This window comes from Cyanobium sp. Candia 9D4 (genome assembly GCF_024346155.1).
Lineage (GTDB): Bacteria > Cyanobacteriota > Cyanobacteriia > PCC-6307 > Cyanobiaceae > Cyanobium > Cyanobium minutissimum.
The window spans coordinates 176,794-193,624 of sequence record NZ_JAGQCK010000003.1; the positions used below are offsets into that span (position 1 = coordinate 176,794).

The 16,831-nt window shown below is 66.4% G+C and carries 16 protein-coding genes; 9 read left to right on the forward strand and 7 right to left on the reverse strand.

Annotated features, from left to right (window positions below; translation table 11 throughout):
• Positions 1 to 10 precede the first annotated feature (10 nt).
• Both psaB and psaA read right to left on the reverse strand, forming a co-directional pair.
• Positions 11 to 2,233, reverse strand: coding sequence for a photosystem I core protein PsaB (psaB, locus tag KBZ08_RS09145; protein ID WP_254972488.1), 2,223 nt, complete (start codon positions 2,231 to 2,233; stop codon positions 11 to 13).
• A gap of 20 nt (positions 2,234 to 2,253) precedes the next feature.
• Entirely contained in the window at positions 2,254 to 4,557 is a 2,304-nt protein-coding gene (gene psaA, locus KBZ08_RS09150; RefSeq protein ID WP_106221632.1) for a photosystem I core protein PsaA, read from the reverse strand.
• Positions 4,558 to 4,980: 423 nt separating this feature from the next.
• Between psaA and KBZ08_RS09155 the strand changes: the two genes are divergently transcribed.
• Together KBZ08_RS09155 and cobJ are read left to right on the forward strand one after the other, a co-directional pair.
• Positions 4,981 to 6,306 (forward strand): hypothetical protein, encoded by a 1,326-nt coding sequence (locus tag KBZ08_RS09155; protein WP_254972490.1) that lies wholly within the window; start codon positions 4,981 to 4,983, stop codon positions 6,304 to 6,306.
• A gap of 56 nt (positions 6,307 to 6,362) precedes the next feature.
• Entirely contained in the window at positions 6,363 to 8,150 is a 1,788-nt protein-coding gene (gene cobJ / locus KBZ08_RS09160) for a precorrin-3B C(17)-methyltransferase (protein WP_396122406.1), read from the forward strand.
• 560 nt (positions 8,151 to 8,710) lie between these two features.
• On the opposite strand, the gene KBZ08_RS09165 is transcribed toward cobJ, so the two are convergent.
• The 3 genes from KBZ08_RS09165 to KBZ08_RS09175 form a co-directional block, all read right to left on the reverse strand.
• Complete coding sequence (locus tag KBZ08_RS09165; protein WP_254947889.1) at positions 8,711 to 9,070, reverse strand: DUF302 domain-containing protein; 360 nt, start codon at positions 9,068 to 9,070, stop codon at positions 8,711 to 8,713.
• An 8-nt stretch (positions 9,071 to 9,078) separates the two neighbouring features.
• Positions 9,079 to 9,585, reverse strand: a complete 507-nt coding sequence (locus KBZ08_RS09170) for a DUF305 domain-containing protein (protein WP_254947890.1) — start codon at positions 9,583 to 9,585, stop codon at positions 9,079 to 9,081.
• Between the two features lie 245 nt (positions 9,586 to 9,830).
• Positions 9,831 to 10,247, reverse strand: a complete 417-nt coding sequence (locus KBZ08_RS09175; protein WP_254947891.1) for a heavy metal-responsive transcriptional regulator — start codon at positions 10,245 to 10,247, stop codon at positions 9,831 to 9,833.
• 63 nt (positions 10,248 to 10,310) lie between these two features.
• Between KBZ08_RS09175 and KBZ08_RS09180 the strand changes: the two genes are divergently transcribed.
• Genes KBZ08_RS09180 through KBZ08_RS09190 form a run of 3 tightly spaced genes read left to right on the forward strand, consistent with a single transcriptional unit; the run spans position 10,311 to position 11,118 of the window.
• A complete protein-coding gene (locus KBZ08_RS09180) occupies positions 10,311 to 10,526 on the forward strand; it encodes a DUF3721 domain-containing protein (protein ID WP_254947892.1) in 216 nt (71 codons plus the stop codon).
• Between the two features lie 53 nt (positions 10,527 to 10,579).
• A complete protein-coding gene (locus KBZ08_RS09185) occupies positions 10,580 to 10,834 on the forward strand; it encodes a DUF3721 domain-containing protein (protein WP_254947893.1) in 255 nt (84 codons plus the stop codon).
• A gap of 44 nt (positions 10,835 to 10,878) precedes the next feature.
• The gene (locus KBZ08_RS09190) at positions 10,879 to 11,118 is read left to right on the forward strand and encodes a hypothetical protein (protein ID WP_396122399.1); all 240 of its coding nucleotides are present in this window, start codon (positions 10,879 to 10,881) and stop codon (positions 11,116 to 11,118) included.
• Here KBZ08_RS09190 and KBZ08_RS09195 read toward each other — a convergent pair whose 3' ends face one another.
• Together KBZ08_RS09195 and KBZ08_RS09200 are read right to left on the reverse strand one after the other, a co-directional pair.
• Positions 11,119 to 13,227, reverse strand: coding sequence for a heavy metal translocating P-type ATPase (locus KBZ08_RS09195; protein ID WP_254972494.1), 2,109 nt, complete (start codon positions 13,225 to 13,227; stop codon positions 11,119 to 11,121).
• A 148-nt stretch (positions 13,228 to 13,375) separates the two neighbouring features.
• Positions 13,376 to 14,113, reverse strand: coding sequence for a DUF305 domain-containing protein (locus KBZ08_RS09200; protein WP_254947896.1), 738 nt, complete (start codon positions 14,111 to 14,113; stop codon positions 13,376 to 13,378).
• A 283-nt stretch (positions 14,114 to 14,396) separates the two neighbouring features.
• Here KBZ08_RS09200 and KBZ08_RS09205 point away from each other — a divergent pair, with 283 nt between their 5' ends.
• The 4 genes from KBZ08_RS09205 to KBZ08_RS09220 all read left to right on the forward strand — a co-directional run bounded on the left by KBZ08_RS09205 (position 14,397) and on the right by KBZ08_RS09220 (position 16,749).
• The gene (locus KBZ08_RS09205) at positions 14,397 to 14,771 is read left to right on the forward strand and encodes a DUF411 domain-containing protein (protein ID WP_254947897.1); all 375 of its coding nucleotides are present in this window, start codon (positions 14,397 to 14,399) and stop codon (positions 14,769 to 14,771) included.
• Positions 14,772 to 14,781: 10 nt separating this feature from the next.
• A complete protein-coding gene (locus tag KBZ08_RS09210; protein ID WP_254972495.1) occupies positions 14,782 to 15,156 on the forward strand; it encodes a multicopper oxidase domain-containing protein in 375 nt (124 codons plus the stop codon).
• Positions 15,157 to 15,158: 2 nt separating this feature from the next.
• Complete coding sequence (locus KBZ08_RS09215; protein WP_254972496.1) at positions 15,159 to 16,265, forward strand: multicopper oxidase family protein; 1,107 nt, start codon at positions 15,159 to 15,161, stop codon at positions 16,263 to 16,265.
• A 73-nt stretch (positions 16,266 to 16,338) separates the two neighbouring features.
• Positions 16,339 to 16,749 (forward strand): hypothetical protein, encoded by a 411-nt coding sequence (locus tag KBZ08_RS09220; protein WP_254947899.1) that lies wholly within the window; start codon positions 16,339 to 16,341, stop codon positions 16,747 to 16,749.
• Positions 16,750 to 16,831: the final 82 nt, after the last annotated feature.

The following is a 16,831-nucleotide window of genomic DNA, read 5'->3' on the forward strand; positions in this document are numbered from 1 at the left end:
AGCCGGTGGCTCAGCCGAACTTGCCTGAGGTGGACGCGATCAGGAACGCGGCGTACGTGAGGATGTAGCCGATCGTGAAGTGGGCGAGACCCACCACACGGGCCTGAACGATCGAGAGAGCGACGGGCTTGTCGCGCCAGCCCACCAGGTTGGCGAGGGGCGTGCGCTGGTGTGCCCAGACGATGGTTTCGATCAGCTCCTGCCAGTAACCCCTCCAGGAGATCAGGAACATGAAGCCGGTGGCCCACACCAGGTGACCGAAGAGGAACATCCAGGCCCAGACGGCCAGGTTGTTGGACCCCATCGGGTTGTACCCGTTGATCAGCTGGGAGCTGTTGAGCCACAGGTAATCGCGGAACCAGCCCATGAGATAGGTGCTGGATTCGTTGAACTGGGCCACGTTGCCCTGCCAGATGGCGAGGTGCTTCCAGTGCCAGTAGAAGGTGACCCAACCCACGGTGTTCAGGGCCCAGAAGACCGCCAGGTAGAAGGCGTCCCAGGCCGAGATGTCGCAGGTGCCGCCACGGCCGGGGCCGTCGCAGGGGAAGGAATAGCCGAAGTCCTTCTTGTCGGGCATCAGCTTGGAACCCCGGGCATCCAGGGCACCCTTCACCAGGATCAGGGTGGTGGTGTGCAGACCCAGTGCGATCGCGTGGTGCACCAGGAAGTCACCAGGGCCGATCTGCAGGAACAGGGAGTTGTTCCCGGCGTTCACGGCATCCAGCCAGCCCGGCAGCCAGACGGCACCGTTGTTGGGCCACGCCGTGGTGGCGATGCTGTCGGCGTTGGCGAGCAGCACATCCATGCCATAGAGGACTTTGCCACTGGAGGCCTGGACGAACTGGGCGAACACCGGCTCGATGAGGATCTGCTTCTCGGGGGTACCGAAGGCGACCACCACGTCGTTGTGGACGTAGAGACCCAGGGTGTGGAAGCCGAGGAACAGGGAGACCCAGCTCAGGTGGCTGATCAGGGCTTCCTTGTGCTCGAGCATCCGGGCCAGGACGTTGTCCTTGTTGGCTTCCGGGTCGTAGTCACGGATGAAGAAGATCGCACCGTGGGCGAAGGCACCGCACATCAGGAAGATGGCGATGTACTGGTGGTGCGTGTAGAGCGCCGCCTGGGTGGTGTAGTCCTTGGCGATGAACGCATAGGACGGCAGCGCGTACATGTGCTGCGCCACCAGGCTGGTCACGACTCCCAGGGCAGCCAGGGCAAGGCCCAGCTGGAAGTGGAGGGAGTTGTTGACGGTGTCGTAAAGGCCCTTGTGGCCGGCGCCCAGGTCACCGGGGGTGCCCTTGGGAGGGTTGTGGGCGTCGAGGATCTCGCGGATCGAGTGGCCGATACCGAAGTTGGTCCGGTACATGTGGCCGGCGATCACGAAGATGCAGCCGATGGCCAGGTGGTGGTGGGCGATGTCCGTGAGCCACAGCGCTTCGGTCTGGGGGTGGAAGCCACCCAGGAAGGTGAGGATCGCGCTGCCGGCTCCCTCGGAGGTACCGAACACCTGGTTGGCGGTGTCGGGGTTCTGGGCATAGACGCCCCAGTTGCCGGTGAAGAACGGCGCCAGACCGGCGGGGTGGGGCGAGACCGAGAGGAAGTTGTCCCAGCCGACGTGCTGACCCCGGGATTCGGGAATGGCGACGTGGACCAGGTGACCGGTCCAGGCGATGGAACTGAAGCCGAACAGCACAGCCAGGTGATGGTTGAGCCGGGATTCAGCGTTCTTGAACCAGGCCAGGGACGGCAGGAACTTGGGCTGGAGATGGAGCCAGCCGGCGAACAGGGCCCATGCCGAGAGGATCAGCATGAAGATGGAACCCTGGTAGAGCTCCATGTTGGTCGTCATGCCGATCGTGTACCACCAGTGGTACAGACCGGAATAGGCGATGTTCACCGGAGAGGAGGCGCCCGCCTGGGTGAAGGCGTCGATGGCGCCTTGCCCGAAGTGGGGATCCCAGATCGCGTGAGCGATGGGACGGACGTGCAGCGGATCGGCGACCCACTGCTCGAAGTTGCCCTGCCAGGCGATATGGAACAGGTTGCCCGAAACCCAGAGGCCGATGATCGCCAGGTGACCGAAGTGGGTGGAGAACAGCTTTTGGTAAAGCCGCTCCTCCGTCATTCCGTCATGGCTCTCGAAGTCGTGAGCCGTGGCGATGCCGTACCAGATACGGCGGGTTGTCGGGTCCTGTGCCAGACCCTGGCTGAACGAAGGAAATTTCGTTGCCATTGGGAAAGGTCAGGTGGAGGTCAGCCGACCGCGATGAGTCGGGACAGGAAGAAGGCCCAGGTGGTCGCGATACCGCCCAGCAGGTAATGGGCGACACCGACGGCACGGCCTTGGGTGATGGAGAGCGCCCGCGGTTGGATGGCGGGAGCCACCTTCAGCTTGTTGTGAGCCCAGACGATGGACTCGATCAGTTCCTGCCAGTAGCCGCGGCCGCTGAAGAGGAACATGAGGCTGAAGGCCCAGACGAAGTGGGCACCCAGGAACATCAGACCGTAGGCGCTGGAGGACGAGCCGTAGCTGTTCAGCACCTGGGCGGCCTGGGCCCACAGGAAGTCCCGGAGCCAACCATTGATGGTGATGGCGCCTTGGGCGAAGTTGCCGTTGGTGATGTGCTGGACGCTGCCGTCAGCATTGACGGTGCCCCACACGTCGCTCTGCATCTTCCAGCTGAAGTGGAAAATGACGATCGACAGGGAGTTGTACATCCAGAACAGGCCGAGGAACACGTGGTCCCAGGCCGACACCTGACAGGTACCGCCACGGCCGGGGCCGTCGCAGGGGAAGCGGAAGCCCAGGTTCGCCTTGTCGGGGACGAGGCGGGAGCTGCGCGCGTAGAGCACACCCTTCAGCAGGATCAGCACGGTGACATGGATCGTGAAGGCGTGGATGTGGTGGACCATGAAGTCGGCCGTTCCCAGGGGGATCGGCGCAGCGGCCACCTTGCCGCCGACGGCGACGACAGCGCCATTGAACACTTCACTCACACCGGCCAGCGCATTGGGAGCGGTGGTGCCGGCGGCAGCGGCGTGCAGGCCCTGGATCCATTGCGCGAAGACGGGCTTCAGCTGGATCGCGGTGTCGCTGAACATGTCCTGGGGACGTCCCAGGGCACTCATGGTGTCGTTGTGGATGTAGAGGCCGAAGCTGTGGAAGCCCAGGAAAATGCACACCCAGTTCAGGTGGCTGATCAGGGCGTCACGGGCTTTCAGCACCCGATCCAGCACGTTGTCGATGTTCTTGGCCGGGTCGTAGTCGCGGATGAGTGCGATGGCCGCATGGGCACCGGCTCCGACGATCAGGAAGCCGCCGATCCACATGTGGTGGGTGAACAGCGACAGCTGGGTCGGGTAGTCGATACCGATGTAGGGATACGGAGGCATCGCATACATGTGGTGCGCCACGATGATCGTGAGCGAACCGAACAGCGCCAGGTTGAGACCCAGCTGGGCGTGCCAGGAGGTGGTCAGGAACTCATAGAGCCCATCGTGACCTTTGGGCGCGGGGAACAGCAGGGGATCACCCTTCTGGCCCTCGAGAATCTCCTTGATGCTGTGACCGATGCCCCAATTGGTGCGATACATGTGGCCAGCCACGATGAACAGCACCGCAATCGCCAGATGGTGATGGGCGATGTCGGTCATCCAGAGGCTGCCGGTCACAGGATTCAGACCACCTTTGAAGGTGAGGAAATCGCTGTAGGCGGCCCAGTTGCCGGTGAAGAAGGCGGAGATACCCGCACCGAAACCAGGGAAGAGCTGGGCCAGCACGTCCTGGTTGATGAACTCGTGGGGGAGCGGGATGTCGGCCACCGACGCGATGGTCTTGCCGTTGAGCACCAGCGGGTTGCCGGCGTCGATGGCATCCATCAACTGGGTGGTGGGCAGGGACACGTGCAGCAGGTGACCTGTCCAGGACAGGGACCCGAGCCCGAGCAGACCGGCGAGGTGGTGGTTGAGCATGGACTCAACGTTCTGGAACCACTCCAGCTTCGGCGCTGCCTTGTGGTAGTGGAAGACACCGGCGTTGAGCATCAGGCCGGCCATCACCAGGGCACCGATGGCGGTGCAGAGGAGCTGGAACTCGTTGGTGAATCCCCAGGCTCTCCACACATGGAAGAGGCCGGAGGTGATCTGGATGCCGTGGAAGCCGGCACCCACATCGCCATTGAGAATTTCCTGACCGAAGATCGGCCAGACCACCTGGGCACTGGGTTTGACGTGCAGGGGGTCGGCCAGCCAGCCGGTGTAGTTGGAGAAGCGGGCTCCGTGATAGAAGGCGCCGCTCAGCCAGATGAAGATGACGGCCAGATGGCCGAAGTGAGCGCTGAAGATCTTCCGGGAGACCTCTTCAAGATCGCTCGTGTGGCTGTCGAAATCGTGAGCGTTGGCGTGGAGGTTCCAAATCCAGGTGGTGGTTTTGGGACCTTTGGCGAGGGTGCGATCGAAGTGCCCGGGCTTGCCGAGAACATCGAAGTCGACGGGAACGGGGTTCCGGTCAACCATGTCCTTCGCCGTTTTCCCACGCTCTGGTGGGCTGATGGTCATCGAGACGTTCCTCGAGGGACGGGGTCGAGGTGGAGGTCCACCCCTTCGACGGACGCCGGGGACAGGTCATGCGACCGTCCCGGCCCCATCGGTGGGCCCCATGGCCGGGAAGCCCCGACCATGGGCACCAGTCGCGGTGGGGGAGAAATCCCTTGCAGCGACTGGGGCTTTGGGCCCCGAAAGGGGACCGCTGGCGGAAGTATAGGGGTCGAAAACAAGGCGATTCGGTCGCCAGTTACAAAGGTTTAATCCCAGCGGTTCCAAGGCTGCGACTGAGGTCTGGCGACATGTTGTCAACAACGTAACAATCGAGAAAACGACGGGGTTTCTATAATCCCTTGCTGCATTTTGCAGCGATTTCAACAGTCGATCAGCCCGCCCCGGCCCCCGACGCAGAATGGCGCCACGAACGACGGAGAGCGCGTGGGCGACAGGGAAGTGGGGCGTGGCGCCGCGGAACGGGCGGTCCGTAGGTACTTCTGCCGAGCCGGCCTGATCGCGGCCGCCCTGCTGCTGGTGCTCGCCCTGGCGCCGCCCGCCGCCCTCGCCTTCTCCCTGCCGGGCCGACGGTCACCCGCCGCGGCCCCGGCCAGCCCGGCCATGGGACGCTCCAGCCAGCAGGAGGTGGCCCCACCCCTGGCGGTGCAGCAGCTGCAGGAGGCCCTCGAGGCGCGGCGCCCCCGGGTGGAGATCGTCTCCCCCGCCGACGGCGCCCTGCTGCCGGCGGGTCCCTGGACCCTGCAGCTGCGGGTGGAGGACTGGCCCCTGGTGGATGCGGGCCCCCTCGGTCTCGGCCCCCACCTGGTGGCGCAGCTGGATGGGGATGCCCCCCTGCCGCTGACGGCCACCACCACCACGATGCGGCCCCTGGAACCCGGCAGCCATCGCTTAACCGTCTATGCCGCCAGGCCCTGGGGTGAGGCGGTGAAGAGCCCCGGGGCCCAGCGCCAGATCCGGCTGCACAGGGTGGCGGCCAATCCCCTCGGCCAGCCCGCCCCGGGCAGCCCCCAGCTGATCGCCGTCAGTCCCCGGGGAACGGCGGCCAGCACCCCGCTGCTGCTCGACTGGCTGCTGCTGGAGGCCCCCCTGCAGAACCTGCGCAGCGGCGATGCCAGCTGGCGGCTGCGGGTCGGCATCAACGGCGACAGCTTCCTGGTGGATCGCCAGACGCCCCTCTGGCTGGAGGGCTGGCGCACCGGCAGCAACGCGGTCCAGCTCGACCTGCTCGACGGCCTGGGCGAGCCCCTCAACCCTCCCTTCAACAGCCTGGTGGGTGAGGTGGTCCTGGAGCCGGGCGGCGAAACGCCCCGCTGGCAGAAGGGGCGGCTGACCCCTTCGGAGCTGGCGATCCTGCTGGGTGAGGCCCCGCCGCCGCCGGCTCCGGAGCCCGAGCCTGCGGGGGAGTCAGAGCTGGCGGCGGAATCCGACGCGCCCCCCGCGCCGGAGACCGCGGCAATCGCGGAGCCAACACCACCGCAGGAGACGGAGGAGCCGCAGATGGCGGAGCCCCAGGTGGTGGAGCCCGAGCCCGAGCCGGAGCCGGCGCCGGCCGGGGCGGCGGACGCCGCAGGACCGGAGAGCGACCCGGACATCCCCGACCGGACGGAGGAGCCGGCCCCGCAGGGGAGCCCGGTGGCGGCCGGCGATGCAGCCGATGGCATCCCGGTGGATGGCGACGCGGACGCCGGCCCCCAGGACCCCGCAGGCAGCCAGGGGCAGGCCCCCCTCGACGGGGAGGTGGCCCCTTGAGCGACCCGACACGGCGGCGACACATCGGTCTCGGCTTCAGTCCCACGGCCACCCCGATGCTGCAGCGGCTGCGCCAGGCCGGCCTGCTCCACGTGGTGCGGGAGGAGGAGGAGGCCTCCGGCCCGTGGCTGGCGCGGCACTGGGGGACGGCCGACGCGGTGGTGGCCGTTGGGGCCTGTGGGCTGGTGACCCGGCTGATCGCCCCCCTGATCGGCGACAAACAGAGCGATCCCGCCGTGCTGGTGGTGGACCCGCGGGGTCGCTTCGTGGTGCCCCTGCTGGGGGGCCACGGCGCCGGGGGCGAGCGGTTCGCCGAGGAGATCGCCGCCCTGGTGGGTGGCCAGGCCGTGCTCACCGGTGCCGGCGCCGCCCTGGGCCGACTGCCCCTGGATGCCTTCGGCCAGGCCTGGGGCTGGCGCCGCGGCGCCGGGGACTGGAGGGGGCTGATGGTGCAGGCGGCCGGCGGTGGCCGCCCCGTGCTGCGCCAGGAGGCGGGCACGACGCTGTGGCAGGGGCTGGAGGCCGCCGGTGCCGGCAAGAACAAGAGCGGTGAGGGCGACAGCCGCCACGGGGACCGCAGCCAGACCGACGCCGAGGCGGCCCTGGTGATCGGGCCCCGCAACGGCGCGGGCTGCCGCTGGCATCCCCCCTGCCTCTGGCTGGGCATCGGCTGCGAGCGGGACACGAGCCTGCCGGTGCTGGAGCGGCTGGTGGCGGAAGGCCTGGCGCAGCAGGGACTGGCCCCGGAGGCCGTGGCCGGCCTGGCCAGCATCGATCGCAAGGGGGATGAACCCGCCCTGCTGGCCCTGGCGGAGCAGCACGGCTGGCCCCTGCGCCTCTACGACGCCCCCACCCTGGCCGCGGTCGCCGTGCCCCATCCCTCGGAGGCCGTGGCCCGGGAGATGGGCACGTCCAGCGTGGCCGAAGCCGCCGCCCTGCAGGCGGCATCGGAGGCGGACCGGCCGCTGACCGACCTGGCGGGGACGGCGCCCCGCCTGCTGCTGGAGAAGCGGATCGGCCGCGCCGCCAGTGGAGAGCGGGGGGCCGCCACCCTGGCGGTGGCCCTGGCGACCCGCCAGTGGGCCCCGCAGCGGGGCAGCCTGCATCTGGTGGGCAGCGGTCCGGGCCCGATCGACCTGCTCAGCGGCGATGCCCGCCGGGCCCTGGCCGCAACAACGGTGTGGGTGGGCTACGGGCTCTACCTCGACCTGCTGGAACCCCTGCGGCGCCCCGACCAGCTGCGCCGCGAGGGCCGGCTGACGGAGGAGCGGGCCCGCTGCGCCGAGGCCCTCGACCTGGCCCGCCAGGGCCTCGACGTGGCCCTGATCTCCTCCGGGGACAGCGGCATCTACGGCATGGCGGGGCTGGCGCTGGAGCTCTGGCTGCAGCTGCCGGTCCTCGACCGTCCGGCCTTCACGGTGCACCCGGGGCTCTCGGCCCTGCAACTGGCCGCCGCCCGGGCCGGAGCCCCGCTCATGCACGACTTCTGCACCATCAGCCTCAGCGACCGCCTCACCCCCTGGGAGGTGATCGAACGGCGGCTGAAGGGTGCCGCGAGCGGCGATTTCGTCGTGGCCCTCTACAACCCCCGCTCCCTCGGCAGGCCCTGGCAGCTGGGCCGGGCCATCGAACTGCTGGGCGAAGGCCGGCCGGCCACAACGCCGGTGCTGCTGGCCCGCCAGCTGGGGCGCGCCGAAGAGGCGCTCAGCCTCCACACCCTGGGCACCCTGCCCGAGGACCGGGTGGACATGCTGACCCTGGTGCTGGTGGGGAACCGTTCCACCCGGGTCCAGGACGGCCGCATGGTCACCCCGCGGGGCTATCCGGGGGCAGCCCTGGCCTGAGGACCGGGGAAAAAAATCGGGATGACAGGATTGGATCGCCTTGTCATAGAGCCGGATCGAGAAGTACCACCTGAGGGTGATACCTGAGACGGATTAAGGCTCTTTTCATGAGAATAAACGAAGGGGGTTCTTCGTCAACCCTGTGGCCGCGATCAGGCGCGGACCGTTTCAGGCCTTCGCCTCTGGACGCCCCCAGTCACAGGGCTGACTTCCCCGAGCCCCGAGGCCTCGGAATCCCAAGGAAGCCGCCCACGGCCCCTTGGCCTCCTTCCGCAGCGACCTGGACCTCACTTACAAGGCCAAGCGGCCCTCCATCGCCCAGCGGCGCCAGCGACACCGCGAGCAGGTCTGGGAGAACTCGGACCCCCCAGGGACCTGGCTGCTGCCCATGTCAGAGGAGTTGCAGGCCCAGGCACAGCCTCTGACTGTTCAGCACTACATCAGAGACTGACGCAGGGGCCACACCCTGCTCGGCCTGCCACATCTTGCGCTGCTCACCGCAGCATGATCTCCACTCTCAACACGCCTTCGTTGGAACACCATCAGGCCGGGGAATTGCTTCACGGACGCACCGCTCGGGCTACTTCACTCAGGGAGGGGTCATCTGAGGGAGTAGCGAGAATCGCCTCGTGGCGGATCATGCCGAGGCGGGTCTGGCCGGCTTCGGTGTAGAAGGAGATCCGGTAGGGCAGAGCCATGTCGAACGCCATCGTGGTGCTGAGCACCTTGGCGGCCTGCTGGGAGTTGCACACCTCAAAGATGCGGCACTGCTCCGGGAACGGCAGGCCCTTGCTGCGCAGAGTGTTGCCCAGATCATGGACGGCCAGCACGCCGAAGCCCTGGTTCACCACCGCCTCCTGGAGGGCGCTACTGGCGTCCTCAAAGGATTTCGGCGTGTCGCGAATGAAGAACGGATCCATAGCCGACATCAGCTCGTTCCGTACCAGCTTCGATACCACTGCGTCATCTGCTCGATCTCCTGGCTCTGGGCCTTGACCATGGCCTGCTGCATCGCCTTCAGCTGCGGATGCTGGCTGTTGTTCTGGGCCATCGAGGCCATCATCACGCCCATGCGGTGGTGGGGAATCATCTGCTCGATGAAGGCCCGATCGAAGTCGGCGGAGTTCTTCAGGGCGGCCAGGCTGGTGCCCATCATTCCCATTCCGCTGCAGCAGCCCATGCCCATGCCAGGTCCCATGCCGCCACCCATCCCCCCCATGCCCATGGCTCCACCACCCGTCATGGCGGGAACGTCGCCGCCGAACCACTGTCGGTACCAGGTCCGCATCTGTGTGTTTTCACTCGTCTGACTGGCTTTGATGCTCTTGGCCAGCTCTTTGATCTCAGGCCGCTTCGCTCGCGTGAGGGCCAGGTCGGCCATGGCGATCGCCCCGTCATGGTGAGGAATCATCATCACAATGAAGTGCTGATCCATCGAGTGCGAGCCCATCCGCGCCGGACCCATTTGACCCGCTCCCATGCCGCCTGAAGGGGCCGCCACCTGGGGAGCCTGAGACAGAGCAGGAGCTCCCAGCCATAGGACGAGCGCCCCAAGTCCTGCTGTCGTGGCGAGTCGGTGCAGGATCATCAGCGTTGCTCCATGGCGTCTGCCTGTCATCAGCATGGGTAGGCAGCAGGACGCTGGACGCAACTCCGGGTCATTGCTTCACCTGGTAGCCGTCACACATGCAGATTGGGGCAGATCACAGCGTCGTCCTTGGCGGGATCGCTCTGCCAGCCAGCCAGCAGGTCCTGCAGTTCCTTTCTGAGTTGCCGCAGCTCTTTGATCTGGCCATCAATACGCTCGATCTGGCGCCCCAGCTGGATCTCGATGTCGCCGCAGGGCAGCTCACCGGCATCGTGCACCGCCAGGCAACCCTGGATCTCCTCCAGACTGAGACCAAGGGTCTTGAGGCGGCGGATGAACTCCAGGCGCCGGAGACTTTCATCAGAGAAGAGGCGGTAGCCGCCTTCGCTGCGGCCGATCGCCGGTAGCAGGCCCAGGTCCTCGTAGTACCGCAGGGTCTTGACCGGCAGGCCGCTGCGCGAGGCCAGCACGCCGATCTTCATTCCTGCTGCGAGGCTGATGACCGTCATGGGCTTGACTCTCCACTGGTGGGGAGACTCTAAGCTGTTTACCGGCTTTGTCTCTGGCTTCCCATGAACCGCCTTGTCTTTGCTGCTCTGCTCCTGACAGGCGTTGTGCTCGCGCCCACAGCCGCCAGCGCTCAGGACTACGACATGTTCCCGAGCAAGGCCGCTGCGGAAAAGCGTGCCAAGGAGCTGAAGTGCACCGGTGTCTTTGCGATGGGCAAAGACTGGATGCCCTGTCAGAACTTTGAGGCCTATCAAAAGGCGGTCTCCAAGGAGAAGTGACTCCATCGTTCCGCTCTACTTCTTTGACCTTTGACCCACGCCGCCACCACCCGATGAACCAGCCCCACACCAGCCGCCTGCTGTCCTACCAACGCTGGGCCCTGCTGGCTGCCCTGGCAGCGGCAGCCACCTCCCCACTTCTCACCACCGCACCGGCTGAGGCCCACATGAAGGGCATGTTCAAGACCAAGCAGGAAGCCGAAAAGCGTGCTGACGAGCTCAAGTGCAAGGGTGTTTTCGCGATGGGCTCCCTGTGGATGCCCTGTGCCAATGAACAGCAGTTGCACAAGGCGCTACAGAACGAATGAACCGACCACACCAGTTGCGACGGCTGCACCGCACCCTGGTGCCAATGGCCGCCTTACCTCTGCTGGTGACGGCCCTGTCCGGTTCGCTCTATGGCGCTCTTTCGGCCCGGGACATTGAAGCCTTCTGGTTAATCAAGCTGCATACGGGCAACTTCGGGGTCATCAATCTTCAGCCCTATTACTCCACTGTCCTCGGCGTGCTCACCCTGTTCATTGCCGGCTCAGGGATTGGTTTGTTTTTGGGCAGTCGAAGTGGACGGAAGTCGGCACCACCGTCAGCTTGATCAAGCGGCCCGGAAGCGACGCAGCAAGGAGGAATTTACGATCACCGACAGCGAACTCAGGGCCATTGCCGCACCGGCGATCATCGGGTTGAGCCATCCGAGGGCAGCAATCGGGATGCCGATCCCGTTGTAGATGAAGGCCCAGAAGAGGTTCTGGCGGATCTTGCGCATGGTGGCCCGCGACAGGCCGATGGCGGTCACGACCAGCCGCACGTCGTTGCCCATCAAGATGATGTCACCGGCTTCCTTGGCCACATCCGAACCGGAGCCGATGGCGATGCCGATGTTGGCGGTGGCCAGGGCTGGGGCGTCATTGACGCCATCGCCCACCATGGCCACGTTCTGCCCATCCAACTGCAGGGACTTGATCGTTCCGGCCTTATCAGCAGGCCGCACCTCTGCGATCACCTCGGTGATCCCCACCTGGGCGGCAATCGCTTCTGCGGTGGTGCGGTTGTCGCCGCTGAGCATGATCACCCGCACGCCACGGCGCAGCAGCAGGGCCACGGCCTGCTCGGCCTCGGGCCGCACCGTATCGGCCACGGCGATCACCCCCAGGATCTGATCGGCGCGCCCCAGCAGCATGGCCGTTTTCCCCTGGGCCTCGAGCCCAGCGAGCTGGCCCTCCACTGGCTCGGGAAGCCGGGACAGGAAGCGGCTTGCCAGGGAACGGCTGCCGAGCCAGACGACGCTGCCGCCCTCTCTGGCCGTGATGCCCTCACCCACCTGGGCCTCGAACTGCTCCAGCGACAACAGCTCCAGATGACGTGATGCAACGGCCTCGGCGATCGCCGCCGCCAGGGGATGTTCGGAGCCATGCTCCAGGGAACCTGCGAGCTGAAGCACCTCCTGCTCCGAAAGGCTCGCCAGGGGCTCCAGATCGGTGAGCATCGGCTTGCCCAGGGTGAGGGTGCCGGTCTTGTCGAAGATCACGGTGGTGAGCTTCTCCACCCGCTCCAGCACCTCGCCGCTGCGGATCAGGATGCCAAGTTCGGCGCCCTTGCCCACCCCCACCATCAGGGCCGCTGGGGTGGCGATGCCCAGGGCGCAGGGGCAGGAGATCACGAGCACGGCGATGAAGGCCAGCAAACCACTGCTGAACTGCCCCGCCAGTGTCCAGAGGGCGAAGGCAGCGATCGCGATCAGCACCGCGGCCGGAACGAACCAGCCCGTGACCTGATCGGCCAGGCGTTGCACGCTGGCGGTGCTGGCCTGGGCCTCTTCCACAATGCGCACGATCTGGGCCAGCGAGGTGTCGGATCCCACCCGGCTGGCCTGAAAACGGAGCAGCCCCGACCCATTCACGGTGCCACCGATCAGTTCGGCGCCGGCCTGTTTGGCCACCGGCAGGGATTCACCGGTGAGCAAGGATTCGTCCACCGAGGAGCTGCCATCCAGCACCACCCCATCGGCGGGGATCTTCTCGCCCGGTCGCACCAGCACCGTCTCGCCTGTGTCGATAGCATCAGCCGGCACGGTCATCTCCATGCCGTCGCGAATCACCGTGGCCGTGGCGGGCTGGAGATCGAGCAACTTACGCACGGCGGCTGAGGAGCGTTTCTTGATGATCTCCTCCATGTATTTGCCCATCAGCACGAAGGCGATCACCACCGCCGAGACTTCGAAGTAGACGTCCCGTTCACTGACGCCAACCGGCAGCCAGGTGGGCGCAAAGACCACCACCACGCTGTAGAAGTAGGCGACGGAGGTGCCCAGGGCGATCAGCACATCCATGTTGAGGGCGCGGCGTTTGAGAGCAGCCCAGGCGCCGGTGTAGAACGACCAGCCACCGATGAACTGCACGGGGGTGGCGAGCGCGAACAGCCATTTCCCCCAGCTCATCCAGGGCAGGAAGGACACAGGCGCCCAGGACACCAGACTCACCCCAGCGGCCAGGGCGATGAAGGCCCCGGCACGCAACAGGGCCAGGGCCAGCACCCCGCCGATCACGAAGCCCACGCGACGGCGCATGACGCGCAGTTCGCGGTCGGGATTCTGGAAGGTCTGCAGGCAGGTCTGGCTGCAGAAGTAGTAGTCGCGGCCGCCGCGCTGGGTGCTGAGGGCTGTGGCCTTGGGAACCACCATGCCGCAGATGGGATCCTTGGCCATGCCCTTTTTGCCGACGCCGGTGGGTGGCGGGCCGTGGCTTCCGGGCTTCCCGTGGGAATGGCCAGGGTTCGGGCTGACTGTCGTCGGGTTCATCCTGGCTGCTCCAGATCCATGGGGCTTGCTAAAGGTGGTCTAAACAGGTTTTCGCTTAAAGACGGAACAGCGCGTCGTACTTGAAGTACTCCGGCTTGCGCAATCCCTCCACCGCCAGCATCCTGCGCAGTTCGATGATCTCGGCGCGCTGGGCCACGATCACGCCGCGAGCAAAGCGCCGGATTGTGGTGTTTGTGCTCTTGGCCAGGGCGTCGTGGGCCATCATCAGTGCCCCGGCGTGGTGCTCAAGCATGCCCTCGAGGAACCACACCACCCTGTTCTCCTTGGTGGGGAGCTCGCCCATCATTCGCATGCCATCGATCTGGGCCTGGCTCATGCGCGTGAGGCCGGAGAGGCTGTTCGGATCACCGCCGCTCGCCAGGGCCACCGGGTAAACGGGCGCCTGGGGGTACCAGGCCTTGCGCCAGAGGCCCATGGCCCGGATCTCGTTGGCCTGGTCGCGCCAGATCGTTTTGCCGAGCGCTCCCACGCCGGGCTGGCCGATGTTGAAGACGAATTCGCTCATCCGAAGGGCGCCGGTGTGGTGCTGCACCATGCCGTCGATGAAGCGCAGGTCGTAGGTGGCACCGGCCGGGCCCACGTCGTGGGCGTGGGCGGCATGGGCCGGGGCGGATCCGGCCGGAGCAGACATCCCAGGCATGTTCATCATCCCTGGCATGCCCTGGTGCCCTTCGTGATTCATGCCACCGGGCATCTGGGCCAGGGCAGGAGCCGCAACGGAGAGGGCAGAGGCCAGACCGATCAGGGTGGCGGTGAAGCGGAATGGGTACATGGCGGCAAGGTGAGACCTCCCAACGGTATGGTCTCCCCTTGACAGGAGAGTCAAGGGCCAAGGGCGCAGCAAATCTGCGCCGGTCGATGCCGGTCATCACGGGCTTGACTCTCCACCTGAGTGGAGGCACTACGGTTGAGACATTCCCGCATCGCAGGCCATGGACTCGACATCTTTCCGCGGTCATTCGCGGTTCTTTGGGCTGCTGCTGGGGGTCGGCGCTGTTGCTGCCGTTGTCTCGGGGGGCGGGTCGCTCGCGGCACGCGCCAGTGCTCCAGCCCTGATGCCGGTCACCTCCTATCGATCCGCCAGCTGCGGGTGCTGCAAGGGCTGGGTGCAGCACATGCGCGCCAATGGCTTCGCAGTGCGCGATGTCGTGGTGGCCGATGTCGGCGTCGTCAAGCGGCGCCTGGGGGTCCCCGCCCGCCTGGCCTCGTGCCACACCGCCGAAGTGGCTGGATTTGCCCTTGAGGGTCACGTCCCTGCCGCCGATGTGAAACGGCTGCTGCAGAAACGGCCGCAGGTGGCGGGCCTCGCCCTTCCGGGGATGCCCCTGGGCTCCCCTGGCATGGAATCGGCCTACGGCAAGGAGGCGTTCACGGTGATGGCCTTCACACGGACCGGAGCCATCAGCAGCTTCTCCCAGCACGCCAAGTAAGGACCCAACCATGACCACTCCCCTTCGGCGACGGCAGGTGCTCGGCCTGGGGCTCGCCGGCCTCGGCACGGCCGTGGTCGGGCCGATTCTTTGGGACCGGGTGCAGCGCTCCGCCGCCCGGGCCCAGCCGGCCGGTGCGGCGCGGCTGGGCTCCCGCGGCGGCGTGGCCGATCTGGAGCTGGTGGCCCAGGCCACGCGGGGAAGCCTTCCGGGTGGCCCCGCCGAGCTGCTCACCTACAACGGCCGCTCACCCGGTCCGCTGCTGGAGGTGAACGCCGGCGATCGGGTGCGCCTGCGACTGCGCAATGAACTCAAGCAACCCACCAATCTCCACTTCCACGGGCTCCACATCCCCCCACCGGCACGGCCGACAACGTCTTCCTGAGCGTGCCGCCCGGTGGCTCCTTTTCCTATGAGTTCACGCTCGCCAAAGACCACCCGGCCGGCCTCTTCTACGTCCACCCCCACCAGCACGGCCTCTCGGCCGATCAGGTGTTCGGCGGCCTCAGCAGCGCCCTGGTGGTACGCGGCGATCTGGACAGGATTCCTGAAGTGGCGGCCGCCAGCGAAACCGTACTGGTGCTGAAGGATTTCGCCAGTGCCTCCGGCCAGGAAGCCGCCATGGGTATCGGGCGCATGCTCGGCCGGGAAGGCCCCCTGCTGACGGTGAACGGGGAGCTCAATCCCGGCCTGGCTATCCCCAGCGGCGGCCTGCTGCGGCTCCGCCTGCTCAATGCCTCCAATGCCCGCATCTACCGCCTCGCCCTCGAGGGCCACCGGATGGTGCTGATCGCCACCGATGGCGGCGCCATCGCCACGCCTGAGTCCCTAGAGGAACTGCTGCTGGCCCCCGGCGAGCGGGCCGATGTGCTGGTGCAGGGGGACCAGACCCCCGGGACCTACCGGCTACTCAACCTGCCCTACCAGCGCAGCGGCCACATGGGCATGACCGCCGCCGAGGAAGACCCCAGGACACTGGCCACCTTTCGCTACGCCGGATCAGTGGCGACGCTGCCACTCCCAACAACCCTGATTCCCGTGCCGGCCCTGCCGAAGCCGGAGCGCACCCGCCGTTTCGTCATGGCCCATGCCATGGGAACGGGCATGGGTGGGATGAAGCACGACATGGGCGCCATGGGCGGTGGCGGCATGGCCATGGGCGGCATGGGCATGGGATTTCAGATCAATGGCCAGGCCTTCGATCCCGATCGCATCGACACTCGGGTTGCCCTCGGGAGCACGGAAGACTGGCTGATCGTCAATGACGACGTGATGGATCACCCCTTCCACTTGCACGTCAATCCCTTCCAGGTGATCAGCCGCGCCGGCCGCCCCGAAGCCCAGCGCCGCTGGAAGGACACCGTGCTGGTGAAGGCGGGCGAGGAGGTGCGGATCCGCGTCACGTTCAGAGATTTCACGGGCCGCACCGTCTATCACTGCCACAACCTCGACCACGAGGATCTGGGGCTGATGGGGGTACTGCAGATCGACTAGTGGATGGTCTGACTCAGCTCAAGATGATCACGCCCGTAGCCGCCAAAGACACAGGACTCGAATTGATCCGTGAATGCGCCACGTCCTGACCCTCTCGCTGGCCTGCTGCTGGCTGACAGCTCCGGTGATGGCGGCTGAAGTGGAGGCGTGCCGGAACCTGCTGGAGCAACGCCATGCCCTGGCCGAGCAGGCCATGAAGGCCGAAATCGCCCTGGTTCGCACCACCCGCGAACGGATCTGCCCGGTCCTCAGCCAGCAGGCCGATGGGGCCAATGCCAACGACCGCAACGAGCAGACCATCGACTACCAGGCCCTGATTGAGTGCCGCCACAAGGCGGAAGAACAGCTGCTGCGCAGCCGGCGGGTTCTCTACGTCAACATCCAGCAGTTCAGGTTCTACACGGCGGCTGGAGCCAAGCTGGCCCGGCAAGCCGATGGGCTGATGCAGCCGTTGCGGGATCAGGAGTGTCCCCAGCTGCGTTGATCAACAGCCCGCGGACACACAGCCCCAACCCACCCTTGACCCTGGAGTGACTACAGGCTGTTTGATGGGGCCTGGATGACCT